Genomic DNA, 21,507 nt, shown 5'->3' with positions numbered 1-21,507 from the left:
CTAACATACTTCAATGATTACTTACCCGATATAGGGCCATCCTGGGTTACGCTTGGAAAGAATGTGGCAGTGAACTTCAAGTCACAAATTCCCCTTCCTAACGTTTGGTTTGGCGTCAGTGTGGAAAATCAAGCCAGAGCCAATGAACGAATTCCGCTACTCTATCAAATTCCAGCAAAGCTAAAATTCCTCTCTTGTGAACCATTGCTAGAGCCTGTTGAATTATTGAGTCCTATTTCTGTTGAAATTGATGAATTGATTGATAATGAACAGCAAATATATCTCAATGATTTTGTTAACTGGGTAATTGTTGGTGGAGAATCTGGAGATAAAGCCCGACCTTGTTATTATGATTGGATTCTCAAAGTAGTGAAAGATTGCGAAGTGTTGACAATTCCCGTATTTGTTAAGCAACTGGGCAGCAATTTCATTCACTCCACCAAATCATTCAAACACAAAACTAAATTCAAACATTCCAAGAAAGGAAACATTGAAGAATTCCCGGATGAATTAAAAGTTCGGCAGTTTCCTCATCCATAAGTTCAATAAATTCACCTAGAATTTATACAGAGTCTCTGGTATTTTCAGGGACTTTTTTTATGCTAAAATAGCTATGTTTAAACTTATCAAATCCACCTAAAATGAGTAACAAAATCAGCCAAGCAAGTCTTACTTTTGGTGCAGCTTTTGCAGTACATGAACTCAATTTATCAACCGGAACAGGTGCAAGAGCTATATCGGGAATTCACAAATATCTGGGACTAACTGAAGTAGAATTGCCAGGACAGGAGGGTTCTTTTGGCGAGTATAAAAATCTTCAGCCTGGGATATACAAAGTAGGGGTTTGGCTGGAAAGTCAGGAACGGGAAGCCGAATCAAAGGACGTTCTTTTTGCCTGGAATCAACGGGATATTATTGCGATTGCTGATACCAAGTTTATCATTGGAAAAGACACAGGATTCTACGAAACAATTCCTTTAATGACAGCCGAGGTAGAAGTTCCCTACGGGTATCTAGCGATTATTTTAGTGGATGAAAGTTCTAAAACGGGAACAACTATTGCTCACGTTACCGAGCTTTCACGAATAAAAGATTTACCTTACCCAGTTCCGATAGTTTACGATAACCAACAATACGAAATATTCGGTTCAGGTGGATATAATCAACCCTATGGCTATGCAAACACAGGTTCGGGTTCGCGTGCAGCTTCTAGTTTGGATGAGTTCATGGGATTTTCTGACCCAATAATTCAACAGGGAGTTGAGGGTTTAATTCCAACCGAGGGAAGTATTATTTCCTATTCTGTTACGCCAGGACAATATAAAATTATTTGGGAGTTGATTTCCAGCGATAACAACTTAACAAATGACGGTTTCTTTATCTGGAATGGTAACGAATTACTACTTGGAGGAAAAAGGGAACTCTGCACCTATCAAGTCAGTTCAACCCGTTTTAGTAGCGGAAAACTAACAAGTGAAATTCCTGTCTCCAAAAACCTTTATTTTATTCCATTTGATACCGAAACTAAGACCGGAACAACGGAAATCAGGATTCATCGAATTGAACGAGTTGGCAATCTAAGCGGAATTTCTATTTTTCCAGCCCATATTTCTATCATCGAAAATCCATTAAAAATGGCAACAAAAGCTCTCAATTCCTATCGACATAATCAGATGAATTTTTCCAATTCTCAGGAGATTACTACACCCCAAACCTACAGCTTAGAATCTTGGAATCTGGAATGGCAACAAGGATACAATTGGTATTGGCATCATATTAACCTTGATGGACAGGATGATAGTATCTTAAATCAAGAGAAACAGAACTTTGATATTGGGATAGCCCTCGCTAATGAGGAATTTAAAAATGCCTTTTGTCAAACGATTGGGACGACGGGTTTGGAAACTTTAGCTATCTTTGATTATTCTGCGGAATTTGATGAAACTGCGGCACAGTTTTCAGGAGAAAGTGATGAGGATTTGTGGGCTTATTATCTACTGAAAGGCTTGTACACCCTGGCTGCGGAGATTGGCAAGCGAAATAATATAGAGGAAAATATCCTCACTACTGTTATCCCAGAGGCTCACAATATTCTCAGTAAATATTTAGAAGAAATTCAAAAGTCGGGGCCATACAGTATGGAAATGCTAGCAAATTTTCTGTTACGAATTAAAGATGAAAACTACTTGCCACCGTTATTTGAAAATCCCGAAATGTCACAGCAGCTTTATGATTTGTGGGTAGATTCTTGGGGATTAGACTAGAATAGAAATTAAATGGTTTTCTAGGTTTATAAACTATTATATCCTGAATAATTTCGGGGTATTTTTTTATGAAGTTTTATTTTAGAACATTCCTCTTTTATTGGGTAAAATAAAGTTGGAATCTCCCCATATTCCCACCTTTTTATGAAAGGCTTTTGTTTGGGCTTTTATCAGCTTGCAGAGTAAATTAGAACTCCTTTTTGAAAGGTTATACTGAACAGTGGGTGGGACACAATAAGCGAGTCCCTGCAAGATTAATTTTACTTGAATATTCAGGCTTCTTGAACCAATAAACCAATCAGCTTCAATCCTATCGTATCTATCCAGCCCATATTCTTCAATCAAGAGTTGATTATTCTCCGCCAGGGACTCAACAAATTGCTTGGCTTTAATTCCCCATTCGGTATCAACTTCGGGGCAATCTATCCACCTAGCCCGACTGGTGAGAATTTGATGGTTTCTGACAAATTTAACGGTATCTCCATCGATAAAAGATGAGATTTCTATGGGAATTAGTACCATTTTTTCAGGGATTTTTGCAGTTTTTTAAAATTTTATCCCCCTCCTTTTCTGAATTTTAACGTATTTTTTCGGTAAAAATAAGACTGTTTTGAGAAATTAAATTGTACAAACTAGGAGCAAAAAACACTAAATTTTGAGTGGAAAATATCAAATTTCAGTTATTAGTTCGATAGTCTGAGGTATAAAGTGGATAGGAATCATACATTAAACGATTAGTTCGTCTCCAGGGTGAATTTTTACTATGTCCAAGTTGCTTTTCTTTTATAGATTGCTCATATTGTTGTCTCCATTGACTATAATCAAAATCTGGCGGAAAAGTGATGGTAAATCCTGAACGATAACCATTATTTTTCTGTATAAAGCCCTGTTTTTTTAAGAACTTTGTTGTCAGCCCTAATTCTTGAAAGAAGCCTGTAAACCTTATCTTTCCATTTAATTTCAAGAGAATATCAGCCTGTTTATAGTTCATTATTTTTCTATTCATACCAGTGAATCTTGAATAGCAGCAAGTAAATTAACAAGGTTCTCAATAGATAGGTCTTTAATAGACTGTTTTATTTGTGGATGAATATTAGATTGGTGAGGTAACTGTTTTGCAATTTCAATGATTAGTGAATATCTGGCTTCTTCAGATAAGTTTTGCAGGAAAGCACCACAAGTATTTTCAAGTTGATAAAGAGCTTGTTGTTCAGATAAAGTTGTTGTTAATATCCATTGGTTGAGGGGTTTAACATCCATCATATTTATTCCTGTTTACATAATAAAAAAGCTTCTTGAATCGCAGTGGCTTTGAGTTCGTTAGCCAAATCGATTAATAAATTTAAAGTCTCTAATTGAGTTAGATGATTGAGAGATTCTACAATTGCATAAAACTCGGAGTTGCAGGTAATAAAATAATGAGTTCTCAAGTCAACTAATGCGTCTAGGGGAGTGTGCGTATCAAAATGATTGGCACGGGTTTGAATATTCAATGCTAAACTCAGGATGAGATTGTAACGTTGTTGTTGATTAAGATGATGAATTTCCACTGATGTATTCCTAGATTGTTCAGTGAGTAAACATTATATTGAATCGATAATAAAACCTACTAGATAGATACTCCAGAGAGTTCTACCAGTAGGTCTACTGTTTTTTTTAGGGTATGGAAATATTAGGAACTAGCCAAGTTTCTTCATTAAATTGTAGGCATCTTCACGAATTCGTTGACTGGGAAAGTGAATACCTCGACTCCATTTGGAAACCGCCGAAACAGAAACTCGCAATTTGAAGGCTAACTGTTCGTGTGTCCAGTTGTAGCGATTTAGGAGTTCAATCGGGTTGATTTCACCGTCAGCGTTGCAATTGCTTTGAATTAGTTGTGTCATGGTAATTGTCCTTAATTGTGGTTTGGTCACGGTTAGGGATAGTCCAGGTGAGGGAAGTAACGGTTCCTTGCCTGGGCGCTCTTTTCTTAACCATTTGAGTGATATTATAAATGAGTATGCTTAGTTTTCAATCACAGGTGAACGAAAATCAATCAGATTTAGATTTAATAGAAGTCCTGAAACGATATCAGGGTCAGATGCCTAAGAATACCCGCATCCAGACAGGCCCGATAAGGCTAACAGAATATTTGCAGTTTATCTTAGGGAAGGCAGCATCTAGACGTTCAATATCCTCTCATAGCAAGGAATTGTTTCAAGATGCCATTCAGAAGTGGTGGCCTGTATATGCAGAAACAATTAAGTTAGAAGCCATTGCACAAGGCAAAGACCCGGTTGATTATTGTGTTGAGCTTTTATACGAAGAATTTGATAGCAGTCCCAAAGCAAAGGAACCTGAAGATGACAATAGCTAAAAGTTCGCGCCTACAGGCAACTCAAGCAAATCAATGGGTGAATACGGCTGACTCGGATAATCCCGCAGTTCTCCAAAAAGCCAAAAATATTATCTCCAGTAATCTTTACTGTTCGTTGTCTACTTGTTCAACTGAAGGAGAACCCTGGATTTCCCCGGTGCTGTTTGTCTACGATGACGACTGGAACCTTTATTGGAGTTCGGCAATAATCTCTAAGCATTCCCAAAATATTTATTCCAACGCCGGGAAAGTTGCGATCGCTATCTACGGTTCACCGATTCTTGAAGGGACGGGTCAGGGGTTATATTTTACGGGAATGGCTCAAGAAGTTGAGAGTGCCGAGGTTGCCAAACAGATTATTCGATGGGTGGGTGAACGAACTAAAAAGGTAAACAATAAAACAGCCGCCGATTATTTGGGTGATTCTCCCAGACGGTTCTATAGGTTTATCCCTCAGAAAGTGTGGGTCACGGGTGAACGAATATCAAGAGAGGGTCAGCTTATTGATACCAAGATAATCTTAAATCTCAATCCTTAAGTTTCGGGGGCAAGATTTTTCTCAAAATGCGCGACGGGGTGGGTGTTGATTCATTATCATCTCTTTAATTTTACTCTCAACTTTGGAATTCTGAACGCAACTCTCCTCTAAACTGTAGAGTTTGGATGCACTGGACATCTAGAGCAGTCGGGATTACACCTATTTTTGAGCCATCTCTGATGTATTGCGATCGCTTAAACTCAATAGTTATGATTTTGAATATCCAAAATTTCACCATTCCTGAAAATGCGCTCGCCAGAGTTAAGTCGATATTGTTATAAATCTTTACATCGTGTCCTATTTTGCACGTAGTGCGACTTTATCATGAACTCACCCCAAACTATCACCTCCGGCAGTTATCTGATTCGCCGCTTGACTGGGATTGGCTACGGTCTAGTTTTGCGAGGAGACAAACCCAAGCCCTGGCGAACTTGCTGGTCAACTTCATCGCTCGGGACGTACAAAACGTGGAGCATCATCGGCCAATTCCAATACTGATAGTTCGTAGGTTTGCACTGGCTAAAGATAAGTTTCATTAGCTCTAAGTCTGAACTCGAAATCGGAATATTCCCGTCTGAACCAGCCGAACTCATCCCGCCTATAATTTGACCGTTGATTTGGACATCTAAAGCAGCAACAGTTTCACAAATTCCAGTGCTTGTAGTATTCCAGCAACTTCCAACCCCACATTCATCTCGAAATTTCAAGGTCTGGCGCAGGTCTTCTTTAACTTGCTCGACTGATTCAATGGAATCCACAAATTCTTGCAAGTCGCTTTGTCCTTGGGCGGGTTTGATTAAAATGCCGATGCCGATCGCTACTAACAAGGTAATGAGAACGAGTTGGATAATAGTGGTGCGGCGATTTTTACTAAATCTCATCAATTGGCTCCAATTATATTTTTAGCACATCCTAAATGATCTTTTGTGATTTTTGTTTGATTCGGTCTTGTTTCATGGGTTTGTGTGCTGAGGTGTACACACATCGTACTATCCTGTATTTAGTAAAAAGTGTTTCACTGGAGGTCACAAATGGATTATCAAGCAATAATACTTCAAGCCGATGCTAAGTTCAGGGAGAATATTGAGGATATATTTTTCCCTATCTCCAATGGTGATATTGATGAGATGAATAATTTGTATAAGAATTCAATGAGAGATGACAACGACCCCATTTACTTTATGCACCATCTTGAATTAAAAGAAGGGTTCACTCTAAGGAACGCTGAAGATATACATCAAGAAAATATGCCTGAAGAAGATCGTGCCTTATTAAGTGAAAATATATTTTCTAATACTAAATATGAAAGTGAGGAGCTTGAAAACTTCGATGTAATCACCGTATGGTATAAAGTACATTTTTTAAAGTATCTTCCTCAAACTCAAATAATAGAGGAGGAAACTGAAGAATTCCCTTTGTATATCATTATGTTAAATAATGAATATAAAACATGGGATTGTAACCCAGAGAATTACATCGATCACACAATTTGGGATGAGATGTGACACAATTCTAAATTCATAATTAATTCTCAAATAAATGTTTTAATCTCCTTTTACTTGAGGGGATATCTTTAATTATTCAACGCCTTTGAACAAAACTTTGACTCCATAATAATCATGCCATTCAAGGTGAAGCCTTTCCTTTCTGATTACCTCCCAAAGATTACCATTGCGATTGACGCGGCAGGGTCAGTGGTGGAGCCAATCGCAAATCCGATCACGATACTTTAGTTGTAGTTGCTTGCAAAGAAGAACTACTACAGATAACCACAGTTAGCAGAATTTTACCCTGTTGAAACCAATCACAAAAAATAACCAGAGTGATATTCAACTCCGGTCATTTGGCGTTAATATTTAATTGCTTCGGGGTAAATGCAGACTCACTTTATTTAGGTTTTAGAGAAAACTATTCTCCCCAAAATGCTTTAGCGAACCCATCCATTTTTTCTCGGTCTGGACGATAACCACAAGCTTCTTCCCAGGCATCCAACAGTTCCTCCCAATCTTTCTCAGATTCGGGCTTATGGCTCATCAGGGTAATAAAGCGGGTTTTAACTCTGGCATCTTCGGGGTCAAGTCCTTTCTGAATCGCTTGCAATTCAAACTGAGGATTGATGCTATTGGCAAGGATATCAGCATATTGAGTATCAAGCAGGTTCAGGTTTTCAATATTATCCATGAGTTCTCCGGGAGATAAACTTTAGTGAAGGTTTGCCGTTCAGGTATTGAGATTGAGCCTGTTGAATTTGCTCTAAGGGTAGACCAACGGGGTTAAGCTTTGGTGGCAGTTGGAAGTATTCGCTTGCCCAATAGTCCCCCGCAAATGTTGGATAAAATGGGTCATTGCTGACCACACCGATGCAAACTTTATCTTGATTAAAATAACAGCGAATTGAGTTTGGGTTAGGTTGAATATTCATTCTCAGCTAGAAAGTCAGAAATATCTAAACAAAGAACATCAAAAATAACTTGAGATAACGGTTCGATTTCTATGAATTCTCCTTCATAAATAACATCTGGGTAATCCGAGAGTTTAAATATACCATGTGGGATACTTTCATTATCACCTAACCACATTCTAGCCCGATAATCGATTGTAAACCCGTTGGGTAAATTTATCCATAGATGGATTGGAAATTTTAAGTCTTCATAAGTTAAAGTTCCTGCCATTGGTTGATGAGGAATATTATGTTTGTTTAAAACGGTGCTACAGATTTTAGTTAAGCCGTCGCATTCAGTTTGAGTGGAGTCGTAGGGGTCTAGAAGTTGGCGAACTAAGTCAATATTTACCATTAAAATCCTTCTTTATATTCGAGAGTCATTAACTTTCTGAGCTTCCGCATTACGAGGTCTTGATTGGATTCATCATCCCAACGTTCCTCGTTCAACCATTGTAGAACATCTTCATCTTTAAATCGAATGCTCCACACGGGATTTTCAGCATCATACTTAGCTTTGGATTCCCTAACTTTATCGGCATTTTGTTCGTCCCAACGTTTCTTAGTTTCTCGATAATCCTTGAATTGATGACTTTCTAATTCCGGCATTTCTTCAATTTTGAGATAGCCGCCATCGGTTTGATGATGCCAGCGTTGATTATAATAGTCAAAGTTTTTTTCCGCACCCCGTTTGGTTTTCCAGCGTTTGCACCAGGAAAAATAGTCAAGATTTTTAGTTGGGTTTAACTCCTGTTCCGAACGGGCGGTATACAGCCAGCCTTCTGGTTTTCCCTCTCTGTTATAACAACGATATCCGTAGTACATTCTCGCAATTGATAATAATATAATTTGAGGGGCATTTAGCCCCAAGTAAGCTTATTCAAAAGAATCTCGAATAGAGTCGATACATTCTTGCATCTGAGCCATTATTGCTTCCATGTCTTCGAGCTTGGACTCAATGGCATTTTCGTTGTACATCTCTGGGCTTTCTTCTAATTTACTCTTAAGCTGTTCAAGCTCTGAATAGCTAATTTGCAGTTGATTAAGTGCGTTTTGAAGTTCCATTATTTTTGTTGATAAGGTAAACGATAAATTATAACAGTACGGTCGTTCAAATTTATTGGCTGAATAATTTTTCTAGTTCGCTTCGGATATTAGTTAGTTCTTCGTCGTGATAAGCAAGAGTTATTTCTGCAATAATCTTCTCAAGTTCGGGGTCGTAGAGGGCAGCATCCAAAACTTCGGCAATTCCATCCATATCTCCCTCATCTAAAGATACGATATAGCGATGAATCCATTTTTCTCGTTCTAAATTTTTTTTGGGATTATTCATGGGTTTGTTGGTGCTTATCAATAATTTGTTTTAAATCTTCTTCGAGTTGGCGTGAATATTCGAGTTTTTCAATTTGCTTAACTAAATTTTCAATTGAATTTTTCAGCCTAAATTTTTCCAAGTCATCTTCAGTGTCAAATACCATCAAATTATCTTCACCATAGCCCCAATTGGGATTATAAGAAGAAACCGTAAACTTATCTTTATCAACCCAACAGAGGGTGCGAGAGCGTTTGGTAATTTCAGCCTCATGTAAATTGAAAGTCTGACCGTCTTTGATTCGAGCAACTATAACAGAATCCCCAACGTTAAATCGTTTGTAGTGAGTATTGCTGTCGTCTATCTCAAGAACCGAGACTTCTCCTTTTGCGGATAAAAATTTGTAATTTCTATCTAATGCGTTCACTGCACCGGAATAGGTTTTCCATTTTGCTGCATCTTCGGGTGATTCTGAAGTTGGGAGGAGAAATTTTTTACCCAAACTTGATGTCCAAACTGCATAACAAATATCCTTCTCAGTTTTAATTTTAATAACATACATGGGCATTACTCCCTATTCATTAATCAAACAGTCTTTCATTGGTAGTCCCCTTATAATTTATGAAACTTTTTGTTTAACATTTCCGAAGTAAATCCATTCTTTTTGAGCTTATATTCTATTTTATAATCATTTTCTATAATGGAATATTGTCTGATTTCATTTAATGTTTCCAGTACAAAATCTTTGTTAAAGACTACACCCAAATAAATTGTTTTATCCTTCTTTAACCATGTGGGGTCAATCACTTCACCTTTATCATTCACTAACCAAGCATGATATAGTGAAATTGGTAAGTCTTGATCAAAGCCATACCCTTCACAATAATGTAGATCAGAATGAGAAAGAATGGCATCAATACAGTTTTTGTAACAGGCTTTAGGTTCACCTTGAATCGGTGAAGGTTTAATCTGCTTATCAAAAACAATGCCATACTCCAAAAGTAAAGCTTCATCACTTTTATATTTTCCCTGAAATCTAGTTTGAGTTGAGTCAGCCATGTCTGCACGTTGCTTGAGATAAGATAACAATTGTTCAGTTAAATTTGACATGATTGTTTTTTAGTTCAAAATAAATGTTGACGGAATTCTTTGGCTGTATCAGGAGTTAATTGAACGAGTCGAACTGTGTTTCTTTTGAATCGCCTCTGACGAGAATTCAACAAATCTTGAAACTTAAATCCATTTAACTCAGTTAGTTTTTTGAGGTTACAAAGTGTGAGGTCATTATTTAGAAATTCAACTATAGTTCGTATTCTCTGAGTTCCATCTATAACTTCTAGTCTTGCGTCATCTTCTTCTTGGGAAACATCAACAACAATAATATAGGGAATTGGAAGTCCTAAAACAATATATTCAATAAAGTTCGACCGATGATCATCGTCCCAAGAAAGATTTTGATATCCATTAGGGGTGAATATTTCATCGTTTAAATACTTGTCAACTAAAACCTCAATCGGATATTCCAGAGTATTGTATTCAACCCGTTTTTGGTTTTCCTGAATCTGTTCTTCAGCAGATTTTACTTTTTGTTCTGTGATAATTGGTGAGTTAAACATATATTGTAATATTTTTATCTTGTTATTTGTTGATTTGAATTGATAATTTCAATTAGACCATTCTTCTATTTTATCTTTCCCTTGTGGATGATTCCAAATTGTATCTAGCCAGGATTGTTTGCTTGACAACCTCCCCTTTTGACGAACTTCGTCTTTACTAATACCCAATTCCTCAGCCATTAACTTTAGTTCATTTAATGAGAATAAATCGGTTTCTTTGAACGTCATTGGTTCGTCTCCCAGTTTTTATCAAAGCTTTTAGCTGAAACTACAGCCCGACGCACAGCTTCATCCAACTCTGGATCTTCGGCTTTCCATCCATTAAGAATCAGCATCGTTCTGATGATTTTTTCTAAGACCGCTTCCCTATATTCAACCGGAACAATTAAAGATTCCATTTTCTCTCGAACTGAAGGATATTCGGAGTTTAAATACTTTTCATCTCCCCGCATAACCTCGCACAAATAGTAAACCATTTTACTGAAATGTCTTAAAGGAGGAGTATAGTTAGAAGCCCATTTTAGAAGTTTGTAAGAATAAAATCCAATTTCACTTTCTGCTGTGTTCATAATTTTTCTAGTCCCAAGATTCATACTCATCAGCTAAAGCGTTTAGTGCGGTTAAATCGGTAATATCGAATACGCAAACCTTGCCGTTGGGAAGCGGTATATAATCGCAGTGGATTAACCCGAGTTTTAAAGCTTTAGACCCAAACAGCATGGCTGTTAATTTGTCTTCAAATTGAAATGTTGCAACACTCAACTTATTAGATTCGGATTGGGCGCGAATATCTTCTTGTTCGGACATAAGTTTTACCTGCCTTTCTAAATTTTGAAAGATTTATCCCCCATTACATTCAAGCATGAAGCTACGACCTAAACTTCTCGTTCAGTGTAATTCGTTTACGAAGTAAAATCAACCCCTAACTGGCTTTTTCCCTAAATTGTTGGCGATGCCATGCCAGAGCGTCGAGCCGTGGATAATAATCTTCTCGGTTGGGTAAGTAAATCTGCCGTCCTTCAAAGGTTTTTAAAGTGGGAGTGTCGGGAGAATCTTCATAGAGAGTATCGGCAATCTCAAGTGTGTAGTCGTCGTTGATGGTGAACCAAAAGCGGTCGAATGCCCAGTGATGATTTTTGCACAATGAAAGCCCGTTATTAATTTTGTCATCGTAGAACTGAGAAAAGGGTTTTATATGCGCTCCATCCACAATATTTTCCAGGTTATTGAGGATTTTTAACCCACAAAATGAACAGCGATAATCATAAGCATTCGTGACAATTCTGCGGAATGCCCCATCTCGAACAATAGCAGTTTGTTTATCTTCTTGTTCAACTTCTTCACGGCTATACACTTTACCACCACTGGCTCTGAGTTGATTTTGCAAATCATCAAACACATCGAACTTTAGCGATCGCTCAATTTGTTGGATTTGATTTGGGAACCAATTCTCAATCAGCAATAGTGTTAACTCAGCCCTAGAGCCAGGGTTCATCAGCAGAGTGAACAGTTCTAGGTCAAGGTAAGCGTATTCTACAGCTTGTTGTAGCCCACTAACGCTTCTAACTTTAATCTTTGACGCTCTTGACTCCATGAACTCAAACCCAGGTTTAGCCTTGAAATGCCAAAAGCCATCGGTTCGCAGGTGAAAGAAGGGTAAGCCAATATTAGGGTCACGTTGAATATTCAGGTCGTGCCAGAACTTGAGGAATGTTGAGATTAGCTCCGGTGATAGTTCAATGCGGTTACGTTGAATCTGTCCCCGCTCAATTAACTCAATGACCGACAGCAACAGTACGGGTTTATTGGGAGCCTCACCTGCCGATAAGCTAACCCCAAGCCCAAGCTTATTTTGTTTTGTTCTGCGGGAAAACTTACAACGATAATAGTGAATGTCCCTAATCATCGAACCAATTGCCAACCATATCCAATTATTCCATGAAAGAATACCGATGTACCCGCAATGCTCTTTATCAAGACGAAGGGCCTGGACGAGATGATATTACCGCTAGACAGGGACATTACATCAAAGCTGAAAGCGAGGAGCAAGCTTGGGAGATAATGGCAACCCGATATCCTCAAGAAACCGAGGCAGGTTTTACGATTCAAGAATGGGAAGGCTTTAATGTCATAATCGTTGAAATTAAACAGGATGAGGAGGGTAACAGGATTGAAGTCAGACGGGATGAACACGGCAACATTATTGAGTAATTGAATGGAACCAGAAGACGTTATCAGCACTATTCTCAAGCATGATCGCAAGGTAAATACCTACAAATTTGCGTTGGTTCGAGCCATTAACGATGTAGCTTTATTCTTTCCCGACCTTCGCAATCCCAATAAAGACATCGCAATTCCCCTCAAATCACTTGCTCAATTATGGGTTGCTTACTATTGGCCGTTTGTCAACCCCAACGAACCCATTTTGCAGGGAACTAATAAAATAGATATAAGATTTCGTCGCCAACTAACGGAACTGCGGCGCATTTGGGAACAAATTATTGGGGGTGTTTCCCGTCCTAGCGATGGTTTTTTCCTCATCAATGAACTGAGAATTTCCCGCAAACGTCAAGATTACCCGGAGGAATTACGCAGGGCTTTTGATAAATCTCTAAAGAAAATTGTCGAGGCAGTTGAACAACCCATTGAACGCGCAGGCCCCTCCTCCGAACCCTGGAAAGTATTTGAGAAGCCCATAAAATACAAGGTTGACAATGATTCTGTTGTGGCAATTCCCGGAACCCAAGAAACCGATAAATGTTTGATTATTGAAGCACGCCTATGGCGAACATTCCAAAAAATGTCTTTATGGATAGAAGCTCTTTGCATCCATGAATGGTGCTTATTTAGCGAAAAAAGAAACCGACAGAAAGTTCATCGATGTTACATTTACCGACTCCTCACCGATAGACCCGATAACCGCAGGTCGCTAGATTGGGAACAGAAACAGGTGAACTCGCTGCTGAGGGAGGAAAATAAGGAATTCATTTGTCCCTGGACGGAAAAACGCATCACAAACGGTACAAAATACCACCTCGACCATTTGTTACCTTTGTCCCTTTATCCCATCAACGAATTGTGGAATCTTGTTCCGGCCGACCCCCATTATAACTCCCACATCAAACGCGATCGCTTACCTTCACCGGAGAAACTACAACGGGCAAAACCCCATTTGGAACGGGCTTACAGCTATTACAACAGTTCTGAAGAACTGTCGGTCGCACTCAAAGATGATGTGAAATCTAGGTTTTTAACCGTCTCCGGTAAGGCAAAACCCCATTTGGAACGGGCTTACAACTATTACAACAGTTCTGAAGAACTGTCGGTCGCACTCAAAGGTGATGTGTGTCCATCCGCTCTAGCTAATGCCGTTGTTAACTTCATTGATATTGTTGGTGAGTCCCGCAATATTGTCCGATTTTAGATTCAATAGCATTACTGTTAAATTGTAGAAATATAGGAAGACCTGATTCTCTAAAGAATACTAGATTAATATATTTTTACAATTGTGTGTAAGAATTTGTTGCTCTCATGGCAAGTAGATAATAGAAGCGATTTTTATGTTCGACAGTCAATCAGTAAATATGGGAGGAAAAATCAAATGGGATTAAAAGACTTTCACAAAGATAAACTTTGGATAGAGAAAACAATTGACTTCTATGTTGAGTGTCTTGATACTGGAAATATTGATGGTATTTCGGGCATACTGGAAGCAGCAAAAGACAATCTCGAACTTGAACTCAGAATTAGGCAAATTAATGAAGCATATCACGAAGAAGAACAAATCACTCCCATTCCCCCAACCGAATAATTTTTAGTTGGGGGTGTCAAAAATTAAATCTGGTTTTTCTTGGGTGTTCGATAAATAATCACTTTTTACAGTTTTTTTAGTATTAGGGCTAATGCGTTTAGAAGCCGAATTGCCAACAAACTAAAAGCAGTCGCTCAGAGTGACGTTGGAGCAATTATCCCAAGTTGAAACAGACCTACGACTATTCCTAATACTGCTAATAGTCCAGGAATTGCAGCTAGTATGAAGTAAAAGCTGGTTTTGAACGCTAGTCCGATGGCACTCAACCAATCTAGACCCTCGAAAAATAGCGGTGCGAAGAAAATTGGAATGAAGAATAATTGTAGTAGCAAAGCGCAAATTATCCCTCTCCAAAACCATGCGGATGATTTGTAAACCCAGAGGTGAGTTTTCCAGACAATAAATCCTGTAATGAGCAACGCTAGAGCATTAAGAATTAGTTCAACCATGATTAGTTACTCAAATGAGAGAAGTGGATTCTGTTCTTGGTTCAGCAATAAAAATTACTTGAAAAAATTAGTCGAATTGAGATAGTTAGCAACGACCCATCCGCGATATTGTTGAGAGCGATTACTAACATCAACTAAAACCCAAGTATATCCATCACGATAAATGGTTTCGGGTTCTCTTCTTCTAGTGCTTATATTCAAAGGTGCTACCACACCAACTACAGAACCGTTCCGAATGCCTGCAATCACTGGATAATTTCGACCGGGACCGAGACGGACATTTAAGATACCACCAGGGTCTTGTGCATGAAATGTTAGTCGTGCGTGCATTGTTCCGTAAACTGCCTGTTGACGACCCACATAAATTACGGGAATGTTACTAGCTTGAGCGATAATATATTGATGGTCTGTTGAGTTCGTTTGGGAAGTTGTTCGGGGTTGGGCAACTGCGGTGTTTGTACTAACGGTAAGTACAGCAAAAAGGCTCAAAATCGATAGTATTTTCATACTGATCTTTTAAAAAGTAAGTAGGTTTTGTGATTGAACTGGGTTAAATTTTTTATTGACTTTCTCGGAAAAATTGCGGCGTTATATTGCAAAAATTATAAATCTGCACGGCAAGCAAAGTTAATCATGCTTTGAGTTGCCTGACTTGTAGGTGAATAAGTCCCATATCCTTGTGCATACCAGCGATTTTCCTCGCAGTAAGCAATTCCTTCGATTACTTCGTTTCCAATTTGATAAACAAAATCGACGTGATTCCGACCCCGGTAAACGAGAGAACGACTGTTTACATAAATGGATTCTCCGGTAGATGCCTGACCCATATAAATCCAAGGAGACTGCGCTAAAACTGGAGTTGATGTTAATGCGGTGGCTGCGATTGCGCTCAGGAAATGCTTGACGTTCATTGTGTTTTCTCCTTTGATTGAACTAAAAAACTGGGTCGAATTAAAACTGAATTTATAGATTCCGAATTGTTCGGGTATTAATCCCCATTTTCTCGGAATGATTAAACTGTCGGAACTTTAAAAAGTTAAAACTCAGAATCGAAATATTGTTCTAACAAATCCGTCCCCTCCTCACCCATTTCTTCCAATTGCCGTCGAATTACCATCAAAGCCATGCGGGTTGGGTGGGTACGTCCATTTTCCCAGTTATTAACGGTTTGAAAGACAACACCCAACTGTTCTCCGAATTTTCTTTGGGACAAACCCAAACGTAGCCTTAAGGTGCGGATTAACGTTGGAATCTCGATGGTGGTGGCAACTGGCATGGCTTTATTTGTAATCTCTACGTTCAAGATTAAGCGATAAAAACTTTGATATCTACGGGAGAATTACGGAACTTTGATAATTTAAAAAGCAGCAAAAAATGGTGATTTCTCCGTATAATTACCGAACCCATTGCCCAACTCCCGATAGGCTATGGTTTTCATTGGGGTATTGAATAAATAATCACTTATTAAGGCTTCATTAGGCTAAGTTGTAATCTGATGTCAATTTTTGAATAAATTTAGGGCTAGCTACTGATAGTAAGTTGTAGGGTCAAATTAACATCTACCGTGAAGTGTACTGCTCTTAAACCCTTTCTCTTTCTCTGGCTAACCGTTGCGTGTTGGATGTTCTGGACTCCTGATTGCAACATCTCAAAGAGTTAGGGGACAGCACATATCTCCTGTATTGTTGGCTCAACAGTCAGGTGAACTTGAAAAAGCCAACCGACTCAACCAACAAGTCTATCAACTTTATCAACGATGGTATTTATGGGGACAATCACCAACGAGGCAAATTTACAAAACTTTACGCCTGTTGCTCGGAGTTGCACTAACTCTAGATTTACGCCGTGTGAGAAGAAAACTCATGCACGATACGTGAATGGGAGTGATCGTGCGGTGACTTTTAGTTCGACCCCTAACTCTATTTACGCCATACCGGAAAAGACTTAACGGGTATTAAAGTCAAGTTTGGATAGAACGTGAAATTCAAATCAGGAGAGAAGTACCGATGAACGAAGAACACAAACGAATACTGTTATCAACTTTGTGTCATGGATCTATTTTTTTTAGTAGTTCTATTATTTCTATGGCTATTCCATTAGCTATTCTTTACACTTCCAAAGATCGGGTAGTCCGGGCTAATGCGAAGGAAGCTTTGAATTGTCATATAACTATTTTTATTTTATTTCTTATTATTTTTATTCTGATTATAGCTTATGGTTTTTTTCTGCCTTTCAATAGTTTTAGTTTGCTTACGATTCCGATTCTATTTATTCTTACAATCTCATTGTTTTGTCTTGGTATAAAATCTTTCTTGCTTAGTACAATCATGACTTTGTTTGGAGTTATTGATGTGATGAATAAACCAAGTATTCCTTTTCGTTATCCGGGGATTTTAAGATTGATTAAATAGAATTTAATATCACGTTCGGATAACTAATATTGGTGATCCAATAGCAAGCAAGACAATTTCCTGCTCACCGGGATGCGATCGCCTACCCTCCTCGAGTGGGAGAGAAGTTGTTTTCTCCCTTCTCTAGCCAATATCGTTATTAACTCTCAGTAATTTCACGGAGAACGATGAACTTTTTAATTTTCAAAAGTTCCGTAATTTCCACGTAGATTTTTAACGTTGTCTAGGTTTATATTAAAAACAAGATGAAAAACAAATCATCTGGGTTGCCACCAACAGTCCGCTTGAACCTTAAATTATATAAGTAGTTTTATCCGAAATTCATGCCTTCTCTGTGATTCGCTCTAAGCTCCTTAAGTTGCAGTAACGCTCAAACCCTAGCCTTTTGGTTTAGGGTTTTTTTATGAGTAGTTACAGTTTTTAAAATCCGCATATTCCCTGATGTGGGTGGCTTCCAATTGGGCGTAATCTAGAAGTGTGAATCAATGTTTTATTGTTTTAAAAATCAATTAAGGGAGCAACTATGGCGTTAACGGTTCCAGATTGTGTGCCTTCAAAAGCCAGTAGCGGAGAGAAGCGGTTATTTCAAATTCTCAGAGATGAATTACCCGATGATTGTTATGTGTGGTACGAACCCAATGTTAAAGGTTTGTATCCCGATTTCATTATCTTGGGGCCAACACTGGGGCTGTTAATTCTTGAGGTGAAAGGTTGGAGTGCGAGTCAGATTTTAAGAGCAAGCGACCAACACTTTGAAATTGAACAACCCGACGGACAAATTGAAGTGCAGCAGTCCCCGTTGAGACAGGCGAAGAATTATCAGGACACTCTGATGAACAAACTCAAAGGCTGTTCAATTCTCTGTCAGGATGATGGCGACTATCAAGGAAAGCTGGCGTTTCCTATTGGCGTTGGGGCGATAATGACCAATATTACTGAAGCCAAAGCCAGGGATGAGAACATTTATTCAATTCTGGAAAAACCCCAAGTTGTTTATAAAGATGAATTACTCGAATGGGACGGCATTGGTGAACGGGCGTTGATGAAACGATTGGAGGATATGTTCACCGTCCGGTTCAAGTTCATGGGTTTAGAGGATGACCAAATCAGCACCATTAAAGGAGTCATTCACCCCGAAGTTGTTGTAAGAAAAGAACCCGCCACAGTTAAAAGTGTCCCATCTGGATTTATTCTCAAACCCGATGCAACGGTCATTAAAACTCTGGACGTTAAACAGGAACAGTTAGCTCGTTCTCTCGGAAGTGGCCATCGATTGTTCTGTGGAGTTGCAGGCAGTGGCAAAACATTAATTCTCCTGAGTCGGGCTAAAACTCTCGCCGGGGGAATTTTCAACAAACGAGTCCTGATTCTGTGCTTTAACATTACGCTGGCTGCCTATTTGCGATCGCTTATCGAGGCAGAAAACAACCCACTTTACCAAGAACGGATTGAAGTCTTACACTTTCACGATTGGGCTAAATCCATCATGGGCAAGTTACCCAACCTCAGAGAGTTCAGAGCAGAATATGACGAGGTGTTGGGCGATCGCCTCCTAGAAGAACTTGACCATATTCCCGCAGAACAAAAATGGGACGCCGTTCTCATCGATGAAGCTCACACCTTCCATCCCAATTGGTTTAAGTGTTGTGCTGCGGCTCTCAAAGACCCTGAGAATGATGACCTGCTCATCGTCTCCGACCGTTCTCAAAGTCTCTACAAACGCCATCCGTTCACCTGGAAATCCGTAGGGATTAAGGCACAGGGACGAACAAGAAGACTCAACCAAAACTACCGCAATACCGAGGAAATTCTATCGGCCGCTTGGGATTTGGTGAAATCGCCATCTGTTGAGGAAGACGAAGAAGAAGCATTCCCTTTGGTTGAACCTTCCGCAGCTTTGAGAACGGGTAAACGTCCAACCCTACAACTATGTGAAAGTCGAAAAGCAGAAGTGGAAAATGCGATCGCCAAAATTCAGCAATTGGTTTCTGAGGGCTACGAATCCAAAGACATCGCTATCATCTATCGATATTTGGGACGCTGCGAAGCCGAACCGTTTAGCCTCTTGACCCAACAGTTAGATGAGTTGGGATTGGGTTGTTATTGGGTAAACAAAGATAAAAGCAATTACAGCAGCCGTCATCCCGGAGTTCGGTTAATCACTGCCAAATCCGCCCTCGGTTTGGAGTTCAAAGCCGTAATTGTCCTTTGGGTTCAACAGTTTGGGGTTGGTGATGAAGCTGAATCCAGACGGGAACTTTATGTGAGTATGACTCGCGCCCAGGATGTGTTGCATTTGTTCGGGTCGGGTCGGTTTCCTGTTCTGCGGGAATTAGAAGACAGTGATGGTTTTGATGTTGCTAGTTGAAATTTTCCATAACAATGAATAATTTACCGATATTTTCGGGAGGATATAGTTTAAGAAATCGCTCTTGTCTTCCCGATAAACCTGGCATCTATTTTGTGATAGACGAACACAACCAAATTCTCTACATTGGTCTGGCTAAAAATTTACGCAGCCGTTGGGGTGGTCGCAGTCATCATCGCTATAAACAATTGGCTCGGAAAGGATTAGACAAGATTTATCTCTGTTATGTTGAAGTTCCTGAGCCTGAACTTAAGACCTTAGAAAAAGCTTACATTGAGCAATTGAAGCCACCCCTCAATGATGCTAAAGTTAAGCAATATCTTCCGAAGAAAAGCCCGAAGCTATCCGATTTGCAGCGATTGTTGAAGGTTGCTAATACTCCTCACTTTCCGGCTTGTCAACTTACAACTAGAAATGGAGTAACAGTTCCCCGTGAAGACTGGGATATGATTCGAGGATTTATTGTAGGAATCGATGAAACTCAAGATGTTCCTCACATTCTAATTATCTGTCAGCAGAATATGGGAGAATTACTGTGGAATAGGACAACTCACAGAACTAAAAAGCGTTTTTGCAGTTACGATGAAGAAATAAGATGTTTTTGGGTTAATCTCAGATCGGTTGTTTTTGTATTTGCCGAATTGTTTAGTTCGGAGTTTGCCGAACCAGTTTTTAAAGCTGTTTACCCTCATTTGATGGACTGCAATACTTTCGGAGTCACCGCTAAAAAGTTAACAAATCTCACGGTCTTAAGCCAAGTTTTGAGTGAAGTGAATGAGGGTCTTTTGGAATTTGAATTAACTCGACTTGCTTATCTTATAAAAGTTACCTATCGTCTAAAGCTATTGCCCGATGATTTCCAATTTGATGAGAAAAAAACATGGTGAACTCGACATCGAATAATTCTCTAGAACAATCTACCCAAACGGTTTCCCCCACCACTTCCAACACTCCTTATTAAACGGCGACTTCCACCGTTGAATTAACTTCTGTTCTAACTGTTGTCTTGCCTTCCTATCAATCGGAGTATCCCACCAAAAGCCGATTCCCACAAAATTCTTAATCTGATATTGGTAGTTTAGAGCCAGATAATTCTCAATATATCCCCGGCAGTCGTGAACTCCAGTCCATCTTTCCTTCGGGGTTTGTTTTGTTTCCCCAACATAAAGTAACAACGGCAGGGCAGTATCAATAATGAAATAGATACAAGTCTTGTCCCCATCATCGGGCATAGTGAAAAATTCCCAGTTCTGAAGTCTTAACTCAAAGGGATTAATTTGTTCGGGGTCGCAGTGATTGGGCTTGAGGTCAAACAAACTCATCTGTTGGGGAGGGGGACTGCTGAGAATGGTTTGTTGATGGTTAAATATCCTGGACTTCCAATCCATGAACGTTTGACTGTCCATCGTTAACCGGGACTGTTGAGATTTGAATATTGGTTGGGCGGGATAGTTGAATAGGTCAAGTTGTTCCATTTTATGAGTTTTTATAAGATTGATAATCTAGAGATTTATTCCAATACATCACCCACAAGTTGATACAATCTCATGCTCGGATGTTGAGTTAGTTCCCATTTTACCCCGGCTTGAGTTGGTGAGGGGGTCGTTCCCAATCTATAGAGAAACATAGGTTCTTCCCGTAAGACTGCCATTAGAGTATACCCCTGAATATCCCAATTTCCCTTATCAAAGATGAGGTGGGCTTTGCCGCAATAGTTTTCTTCAATAAACCCTTCCATTAGCCATTTGATGAGTGCTTCGGTTTGTTCGACAGAAAGAGTATTTTTTCCATAGGTTTGCAGTTCAAGTTTATTAGACTTTGGCTTCAGAGATGCCATAAAACCAAATAAAGTATTTCTGATTCTATTCATAATCTTCTCTATATCAATTTAATTTGAATTAAACGTATCTTGAACAAAGTAAAACTGAAATTTTCCGAA

Annotated in this window: 36 protein-coding genes; 12 read left to right on the top strand and 24 right to left on the bottom strand. The window is 39.1% G+C overall.

Annotation, left to right across the window (positions count from 1 at the left end; all coding sequences use genetic code 11):
* Together L8106_RS20340 and L8106_RS20335 are read left to right on the top strand one after the other, a co-directional pair.
* Positions 1-540: DUF5131 family protein (locus L8106_RS20340; protein ID WP_009786318.1), on the top strand; the 540-nt coding region annotated here is incomplete at its 5' end.
* Between the two features lie 101 nt (positions 541-641).
* On the top strand, positions 642-2,264 hold the full coding sequence (locus tag L8106_RS20335; protein ID WP_009786317.1) for a hypothetical protein: 1,623 nt from the start codon (positions 642-644) through the stop codon (positions 2,262-2,264).
* An 81-nt stretch (positions 2,265-2,345) separates the two neighbouring features.
* Here the strand turns inward: L8106_RS20335 and L8106_RS20330 are convergent, their stop codons facing one another.
* The 5 genes from L8106_RS20330 to L8106_RS20310 all read right to left on the bottom strand — a co-directional run bounded on the left by L8106_RS20330 (position 2,346) and on the right by L8106_RS20310 (position 4,150).
* Positions 2,346-2,786: a thermonuclease family protein gene (locus L8106_RS20330; RefSeq protein WP_009786316.1), complete on the bottom strand. Its 441-nt coding sequence runs from the start codon at positions 2,784-2,786 to the stop codon at positions 2,346-2,348.
* Between the two features lie 154 nt (positions 2,787-2,940).
* Positions 2,941-3,270, bottom strand: coding sequence for a hypothetical protein (locus tag L8106_RS20325; RefSeq protein ID WP_009786315.1), 330 nt, complete (start codon positions 3,268-3,270; stop codon positions 2,941-2,943).
* A complete protein-coding gene (locus L8106_RS20320; protein WP_039896798.1) occupies positions 3,267-3,527 on the bottom strand; it encodes a hypothetical protein in 261 nt (86 codons plus the stop codon). The genes L8106_RS20325 and L8106_RS20320 overlap by 4 nt, the downstream gene beginning before the upstream one ends.
* Positions 3,528-3,529: 2 nt before the next feature.
* Positions 3,530-3,814, bottom strand: a complete 285-nt coding sequence (locus L8106_RS20315) for a hypothetical protein (protein ID WP_009786313.1) — start codon at positions 3,812-3,814, stop codon at positions 3,530-3,532.
* A gap of 129 nt (positions 3,815-3,943) precedes the next feature.
* The gene (locus L8106_RS20310; protein ID WP_009786312.1) at positions 3,944-4,150 is read right to left on the bottom strand and encodes a helix-turn-helix transcriptional regulator; all 207 of its coding nucleotides are present in this window, start codon (positions 4,148-4,150) and stop codon (positions 3,944-3,946) included.
* Positions 4,151-4,266: 116 nt separating this feature from the next.
* Between L8106_RS20310 and L8106_RS20305 the strand changes: the two genes are divergently transcribed.
* Together L8106_RS20305 and L8106_RS20300 are read left to right on the top strand one after the other, a co-directional pair.
* Complete coding sequence (locus L8106_RS20305; RefSeq protein ID WP_156803764.1) at positions 4,267-4,623, top strand: hypothetical protein; 357 nt, start codon at positions 4,267-4,269, stop codon at positions 4,621-4,623.
* The gene (locus tag L8106_RS20300) at positions 4,610-5,161 is read left to right on the top strand and encodes a pyridoxamine 5'-phosphate oxidase family protein (RefSeq protein ID WP_009786310.1); all 552 of its coding nucleotides are present in this window, start codon (positions 4,610-4,612) and stop codon (positions 5,159-5,161) included. Before L8106_RS20305 ends, L8106_RS20300 begins: the two co-directional genes overlap by 14 nt.
* A gap of 386 nt (positions 5,162-5,547) precedes the next feature.
* Here L8106_RS20300 and L8106_RS20295 read toward each other — a convergent pair whose 3' ends face one another.
* Entirely contained in the window at positions 5,548-6,042 is a 495-nt protein-coding gene (locus L8106_RS20295) for a hypothetical protein (RefSeq protein ID WP_009786309.1), read from the bottom strand.
* A gap of 150 nt (positions 6,043-6,192) precedes the next feature.
* Here L8106_RS20295 and L8106_RS20290 point away from each other — a divergent pair, with 150 nt between their 5' ends.
* Positions 6,193-6,666, top strand: coding sequence for a hypothetical protein (locus L8106_RS20290; RefSeq protein ID WP_009786308.1), 474 nt, complete (start codon positions 6,193-6,195; stop codon positions 6,664-6,666).
* Positions 6,667-7,069: 403 nt separating this feature from the next.
* On the opposite strand, the gene L8106_RS20285 is transcribed toward L8106_RS20290, so the two are convergent.
* The 13 genes from L8106_RS20285 to L8106_RS20225 form a co-directional block, all read right to left on the bottom strand.
* Positions 7,070-7,342, bottom strand: coding sequence for a hypothetical protein (locus tag L8106_RS20285; protein WP_009786307.1), 273 nt, complete (start codon positions 7,340-7,342; stop codon positions 7,070-7,072).
* The gene (locus tag L8106_RS20280) at positions 7,335-7,583 is read right to left on the bottom strand and encodes a hypothetical protein (RefSeq protein ID WP_009786306.1); all 249 of its coding nucleotides are present in this window, start codon (positions 7,581-7,583) and stop codon (positions 7,335-7,337) included. Before L8106_RS20280 ends, L8106_RS20285 begins: the two co-directional genes overlap by 8 nt.
* Positions 7,567-7,956: a hypothetical protein gene (locus L8106_RS20275; protein ID WP_009786305.1), complete on the bottom strand. Its 390-nt coding sequence runs from the start codon at positions 7,954-7,956 to the stop codon at positions 7,567-7,569. Before L8106_RS20275 ends, L8106_RS20280 begins: the two co-directional genes overlap by 17 nt.
* Positions 7,956-8,426: a hypothetical protein gene (locus L8106_RS20270; protein ID WP_009786304.1), complete on the bottom strand. Its 471-nt coding sequence runs from the start codon at positions 8,424-8,426 to the stop codon at positions 7,956-7,958. The genes L8106_RS20275 and L8106_RS20270 overlap by 1 nt, the downstream gene beginning before the upstream one ends.
* 51 nt (positions 8,427-8,477) lie before the next feature.
* The gene (locus L8106_RS20265) at positions 8,478-8,666 is read right to left on the bottom strand and encodes a hypothetical protein (RefSeq protein ID WP_009786303.1); all 189 of its coding nucleotides are present in this window, start codon (positions 8,664-8,666) and stop codon (positions 8,478-8,480) included.
* Positions 8,667-8,718: 52 nt separating this feature from the next.
* On the bottom strand, positions 8,719-8,934 hold the full coding sequence (locus L8106_RS20260) for a hypothetical protein (protein WP_009786302.1): 216 nt from the start codon (positions 8,932-8,934) through the stop codon (positions 8,719-8,721).
* On the bottom strand, positions 8,927-9,475 hold the full coding sequence (locus L8106_RS20255; RefSeq protein ID WP_009786301.1) for a hypothetical protein: 549 nt from the start codon (positions 9,473-9,475) through the stop codon (positions 8,927-8,929). The genes L8106_RS20260 and L8106_RS20255 overlap by 8 nt, the downstream gene beginning before the upstream one ends.
* Positions 9,476-9,525: 50 nt before the next feature.
* A complete protein-coding gene (locus L8106_RS20250; protein WP_009786300.1) occupies positions 9,526-10,023 on the bottom strand; it encodes a hypothetical protein in 498 nt (165 codons plus the stop codon).
* Positions 10,024-10,037: 14 nt separating this feature from the next.
* Positions 10,038-10,529, bottom strand: a complete 492-nt coding sequence (locus tag L8106_RS20245) for a DUF262 domain-containing protein (RefSeq protein ID WP_009786299.1) — start codon at positions 10,527-10,529, stop codon at positions 10,038-10,040.
* Positions 10,530-10,577: 48 nt separating this feature from the next.
* Entirely contained in the window at positions 10,578-10,757 is a 180-nt protein-coding gene (locus tag L8106_RS20240; protein ID WP_009786298.1) for a hypothetical protein, read from the bottom strand.
* The gene (locus tag L8106_RS20235; protein ID WP_009786297.1) at positions 10,754-11,098 is read right to left on the bottom strand and encodes a hypothetical protein; all 345 of its coding nucleotides are present in this window, start codon (positions 11,096-11,098) and stop codon (positions 10,754-10,756) included. The genes L8106_RS20240 and L8106_RS20235 overlap by 4 nt, the downstream gene beginning before the upstream one ends.
* Positions 11,099-11,105: 7 nt before the next feature.
* Positions 11,106-11,336: a hypothetical protein gene (locus tag L8106_RS20230; protein ID WP_009786296.1), complete on the bottom strand. Its 231-nt coding sequence runs from the start codon at positions 11,334-11,336 to the stop codon at positions 11,106-11,108.
* 115 nt (positions 11,337-11,451) lie between these two features.
* Positions 11,452-12,435, bottom strand: a complete 984-nt coding sequence (locus L8106_RS20225) for an HNH endonuclease (RefSeq protein ID WP_009786295.1) — start codon at positions 12,433-12,435, stop codon at positions 11,452-11,454.
* A gap of 32 nt (positions 12,436-12,467) precedes the next feature.
* Here L8106_RS20225 and L8106_RS20220 point away from each other — a divergent pair, with 32 nt between their 5' ends.
* The 3 genes from L8106_RS20220 (at position 12,468) to L8106_RS20210 (ending at position 14,340) form a co-directional block, all read left to right on the top strand.
* A complete protein-coding gene (locus L8106_RS20220; protein ID WP_009786294.1) occupies positions 12,468-12,740 on the top strand; it encodes a hypothetical protein in 273 nt (90 codons plus the stop codon).
* A gap of 4 nt (positions 12,741-12,744) precedes the next feature.
* Positions 12,745-13,953 (top strand): HNH endonuclease domain-containing protein, encoded by a 1,209-nt coding sequence (locus L8106_RS20215; RefSeq protein ID WP_009786293.1) that lies wholly within the window; start codon positions 12,745-12,747, stop codon positions 13,951-13,953.
* A gap of 177 nt (positions 13,954-14,130) precedes the next feature.
* Positions 14,131-14,340 carry a hypothetical protein gene (locus tag L8106_RS20210; RefSeq protein ID WP_009786292.1) on the top strand — a complete coding sequence of 70 codons (210 nt, stop codon included), beginning with the start codon at positions 14,131-14,133 and terminating at the stop codon, positions 14,338-14,340.
* A gap of 503 nt (positions 14,341-14,843) precedes the next feature.
* Here the strand turns inward: L8106_RS20210 and L8106_RS20200 are convergent.
* The 3 genes from L8106_RS20200 to L8106_RS20190 all read right to left on the bottom strand — a co-directional run bounded on the left by L8106_RS20200 (position 14,844) and on the right by L8106_RS20190 (position 16,065).
* Positions 14,844-15,296, bottom strand: a complete 453-nt coding sequence (locus L8106_RS20200) for an SH3 domain-containing protein (RefSeq protein ID WP_009786290.1) — start codon at positions 15,294-15,296, stop codon at positions 14,844-14,846.
* Positions 15,297-15,391: 95 nt separating this feature from the next.
* Positions 15,392-15,700, bottom strand: a complete 309-nt coding sequence (locus tag L8106_RS20195) for a hypothetical protein (protein WP_009786289.1) — start codon at positions 15,698-15,700, stop codon at positions 15,392-15,394.
* Between the two features lie 125 nt (positions 15,701-15,825).
* Positions 15,826-16,065 (bottom strand): DNA-binding transcriptional regulator, encoded by a 240-nt coding sequence (locus L8106_RS20190; RefSeq protein ID WP_009786288.1) that lies wholly within the window; start codon positions 16,063-16,065, stop codon positions 15,826-15,828.
* 409 nt (positions 16,066-16,474) lie between these two features.
* On the opposite strand from L8106_RS20190, the gene L8106_RS20185 reads away from it, so the two are divergent.
* From L8106_RS20185 to L8106_RS20170, 4 genes are all read left to right on the top strand, one after another.
* Complete coding sequence (locus L8106_RS20185; protein WP_009786287.1) at positions 16,475-16,666, top strand: hypothetical protein; 192 nt, start codon at positions 16,475-16,477, stop codon at positions 16,664-16,666.
* 129 nt (positions 16,667-16,795) lie between these two features.
* On the top strand, positions 16,796-17,200 hold the full coding sequence (locus L8106_RS20180) for a DUF4870 domain-containing protein (protein WP_009786286.1): 405 nt from the start codon (positions 16,796-16,798) through the stop codon (positions 17,198-17,200).
* Positions 17,201-17,723: 523 nt separating this feature from the next.
* The gene (locus tag L8106_RS20175) at positions 17,724-19,568 is read left to right on the top strand and encodes a DEAD/DEAH box helicase (RefSeq protein WP_009786285.1); all 1,845 of its coding nucleotides are present in this window, start codon (positions 17,724-17,726) and stop codon (positions 19,566-19,568) included.
* A gap of 14 nt (positions 19,569-19,582) precedes the next feature.
* A complete protein-coding gene (locus L8106_RS20170; RefSeq protein WP_009786284.1) occupies positions 19,583-20,455 on the top strand; it encodes a GIY-YIG nuclease family protein in 873 nt (290 codons plus the stop codon).
* Between the two features lie 30 nt (positions 20,456-20,485).
* On the opposite strand, the gene L8106_RS20165 is transcribed toward L8106_RS20170, so the two are convergent.
* Together L8106_RS20165 and L8106_RS20160 are read right to left on the bottom strand one after the other, a co-directional pair.
* Entirely contained in the window at positions 20,486-21,043 is a 558-nt protein-coding gene (locus L8106_RS20165; protein WP_009786283.1) for a hypothetical protein, read from the bottom strand.
* 35 nt (positions 21,044-21,078) lie between these two features.
* On the bottom strand, positions 21,079-21,438 hold the full coding sequence (locus tag L8106_RS20160) for a hypothetical protein (protein ID WP_009786282.1): 360 nt from the start codon (positions 21,436-21,438) through the stop codon (positions 21,079-21,081).
* Positions 21,439-21,507: the final 69 nt, after the last annotated feature.

Origin of the sequence: Lyngbya sp. PCC 8106 (assembly GCF_000169095.1) — a bacterium.
Taxonomy (GTDB): Bacteria; Cyanobacteriota; Cyanobacteriia; order Cyanobacteriales; family Microcoleaceae; genus Capilliphycus.
Note: the sequence above shows the minus strand (reverse complement) of the source record. Positions and strands in the feature narration are given on the sequence as shown.

What these genes read in the sequence shown, in the direction of transcription:
- L8106_RS20170 (WP_009786284.1), top strand. Translation starts at nt 19,583, where the DNA reads ATGAATAATTTACCGATATTTTCGGGAGGATATAGTTTAAGAAATCGC.
- L8106_RS20175 (WP_009786285.1), top strand. Translation starts at nt 17,724, where the DNA reads ATGGCGTTAACGGTTCCAGATTGTGTGCCTTCAAAAGCCAGTAGCGGA.
- L8106_RS20235 (WP_009786297.1), bottom strand. Translation starts at nt 11,098, where the DNA reads ATGAACACAGCAGAAAGTGAAATTGGATTTTATTCTTACAAACTTCTA.
- L8106_RS20265 (WP_009786303.1), bottom strand. Translation starts at nt 8,666, where the DNA reads ATGGAACTTCAAAACGCACTTAATCAACTGCAAATTAGCTATTCAGAG.
- L8106_RS20190 (WP_009786288.1), bottom strand. Translation starts at nt 16,065, where the DNA reads ATGCCAGTTGCCACCACCATCGAGATTCCAACGTTAATCCGCACCTTA.
- L8106_RS20285 (WP_009786307.1), bottom strand. Translation starts at nt 7,342, where the DNA reads ATGGATAATATTGAAAACCTGAACCTGCTTGATACTCAATATGCTGAT.
- L8106_RS20230 (WP_009786296.1), bottom strand. Translation starts at nt 11,336, where the DNA reads ATGTCCGAACAAGAAGATATTCGCGCCCAATCCGAATCTAATAAGTTG.
- L8106_RS20165 (WP_009786283.1), bottom strand. Translation starts at nt 21,043, where the DNA reads ATGGAACAACTTGACCTATTCAACTATCCCGCCCAACCAATATTCAAA.
- L8106_RS20300 (WP_009786310.1), top strand. Translation starts at nt 4,610, where the DNA reads ATGACAATAGCTAAAAGTTCGCGCCTACAGGCAACTCAAGCAAATCAA.
- L8106_RS20215 (WP_009786293.1), top strand. Translation starts at nt 12,745, where the DNA reads ATGGAACCAGAAGACGTTATCAGCACTATTCTCAAGCATGATCGCAAG.
- L8106_RS20275 (WP_009786305.1), bottom strand. Translation starts at nt 7,956, where the DNA reads ATGGTAAATATTGACTTAGTTCGCCAACTTCTAGACCCCTACGACTCC.
- L8106_RS20335 (WP_009786317.1), top strand. Translation starts at nt 642, where the DNA reads ATGAGTAACAAAATCAGCCAAGCAAGTCTTACTTTTGGTGCAGCTTTT.
- L8106_RS20295 (WP_009786309.1), bottom strand. Translation starts at nt 6,042, where the DNA reads ATGAGATTTAGTAAAAATCGCCGCACCACTATTATCCAACTCGTTCTC.
- L8106_RS20250 (WP_009786300.1), bottom strand. Translation starts at nt 10,023, where the DNA reads ATGTCAAATTTAACTGAACAATTGTTATCTTATCTCAAGCAACGTGCA.
- L8106_RS20225 (WP_009786295.1), bottom strand. Translation starts at nt 12,435, where the DNA reads ATGATTAGGGACATTCACTATTATCGTTGTAAGTTTTCCCGCAGAACA.
- L8106_RS20180 (WP_009786286.1), top strand. Translation starts at nt 16,796, where the DNA reads ATGAACGAAGAACACAAACGAATACTGTTATCAACTTTGTGTCATGGA.
- L8106_RS20195 (WP_009786289.1), bottom strand. Translation starts at nt 15,700, where the DNA reads ATGAACGTCAAGCATTTCCTGAGCGCAATCGCAGCCACCGCATTAACA.
- L8106_RS20240 (WP_009786298.1), bottom strand. Translation starts at nt 10,757, where the DNA reads ATGACGTTCAAAGAAACCGATTTATTCTCATTAAATGAACTAAAGTTA.
- L8106_RS20200 (WP_009786290.1), bottom strand. Translation starts at nt 15,296, where the DNA reads ATGAAAATACTATCGATTTTGAGCCTTTTTGCTGTACTTACCGTTAGT.
- L8106_RS20255 (WP_009786301.1), bottom strand. Translation starts at nt 9,475, where the DNA reads ATGTATGTTATTAAAATTAAAACTGAGAAGGATATTTGTTATGCAGTT.
- L8106_RS20260 (WP_009786302.1), bottom strand. Translation starts at nt 8,934, where the DNA reads ATGAATAATCCCAAAAAAAATTTAGAACGAGAAAAATGGATTCATCGC.
- L8106_RS20305 (WP_156803764.1), top strand. Translation starts at nt 4,267, where the DNA reads ATGCTTAGTTTTCAATCACAGGTGAACGAAAATCAATCAGATTTAGAT.
- L8106_RS20245 (WP_009786299.1), bottom strand. Translation starts at nt 10,529, where the DNA reads ATGTTTAACTCACCAATTATCACAGAACAAAAAGTAAAATCTGCTGAA.
- L8106_RS20280 (WP_009786306.1), bottom strand. Translation starts at nt 7,583, where the DNA reads ATGAATATTCAACCTAACCCAAACTCAATTCGCTGTTATTTTAATCAA.
- L8106_RS20310 (WP_009786312.1), bottom strand. Translation starts at nt 4,150, where the DNA reads ATGACACAACTAATTCAAAGCAATTGCAACGCTGACGGTGAAATCAAC.
- L8106_RS20270 (WP_009786304.1), bottom strand. Translation starts at nt 8,426, where the DNA reads ATGTACTACGGATATCGTTGTTATAACAGAGAGGGAAAACCAGAAGGC.
- L8106_RS20290 (WP_009786308.1), top strand. Translation starts at nt 6,193, where the DNA reads ATGGATTATCAAGCAATAATACTTCAAGCCGATGCTAAGTTCAGGGAG.
- L8106_RS20210 (WP_009786292.1), top strand. Translation starts at nt 14,131, where the DNA reads ATGGGATTAAAAGACTTTCACAAAGATAAACTTTGGATAGAGAAAACA.
- L8106_RS20330 (WP_009786316.1), bottom strand. Translation starts at nt 2,786, where the DNA reads ATGGTACTAATTCCCATAGAAATCTCATCTTTTATCGATGGAGATACC.
- L8106_RS20320 (WP_039896798.1), bottom strand. Translation starts at nt 3,527, where the DNA reads ATGATGGATGTTAAACCCCTCAACCAATGGATATTAACAACAACTTTA.
- L8106_RS20160 (WP_009786282.1), bottom strand. Translation starts at nt 21,438, where the DNA reads ATGAATAGAATCAGAAATACTTTATTTGGTTTTATGGCATCTCTGAAG.
- L8106_RS20220 (WP_009786294.1), top strand. Translation starts at nt 12,468, where the DNA reads ATGAAAGAATACCGATGTACCCGCAATGCTCTTTATCAAGACGAAGGG.
- L8106_RS20325 (WP_009786315.1), bottom strand. Translation starts at nt 3,270, where the DNA reads ATGAATAGAAAAATAATGAACTATAAACAGGCTGATATTCTCTTGAAA.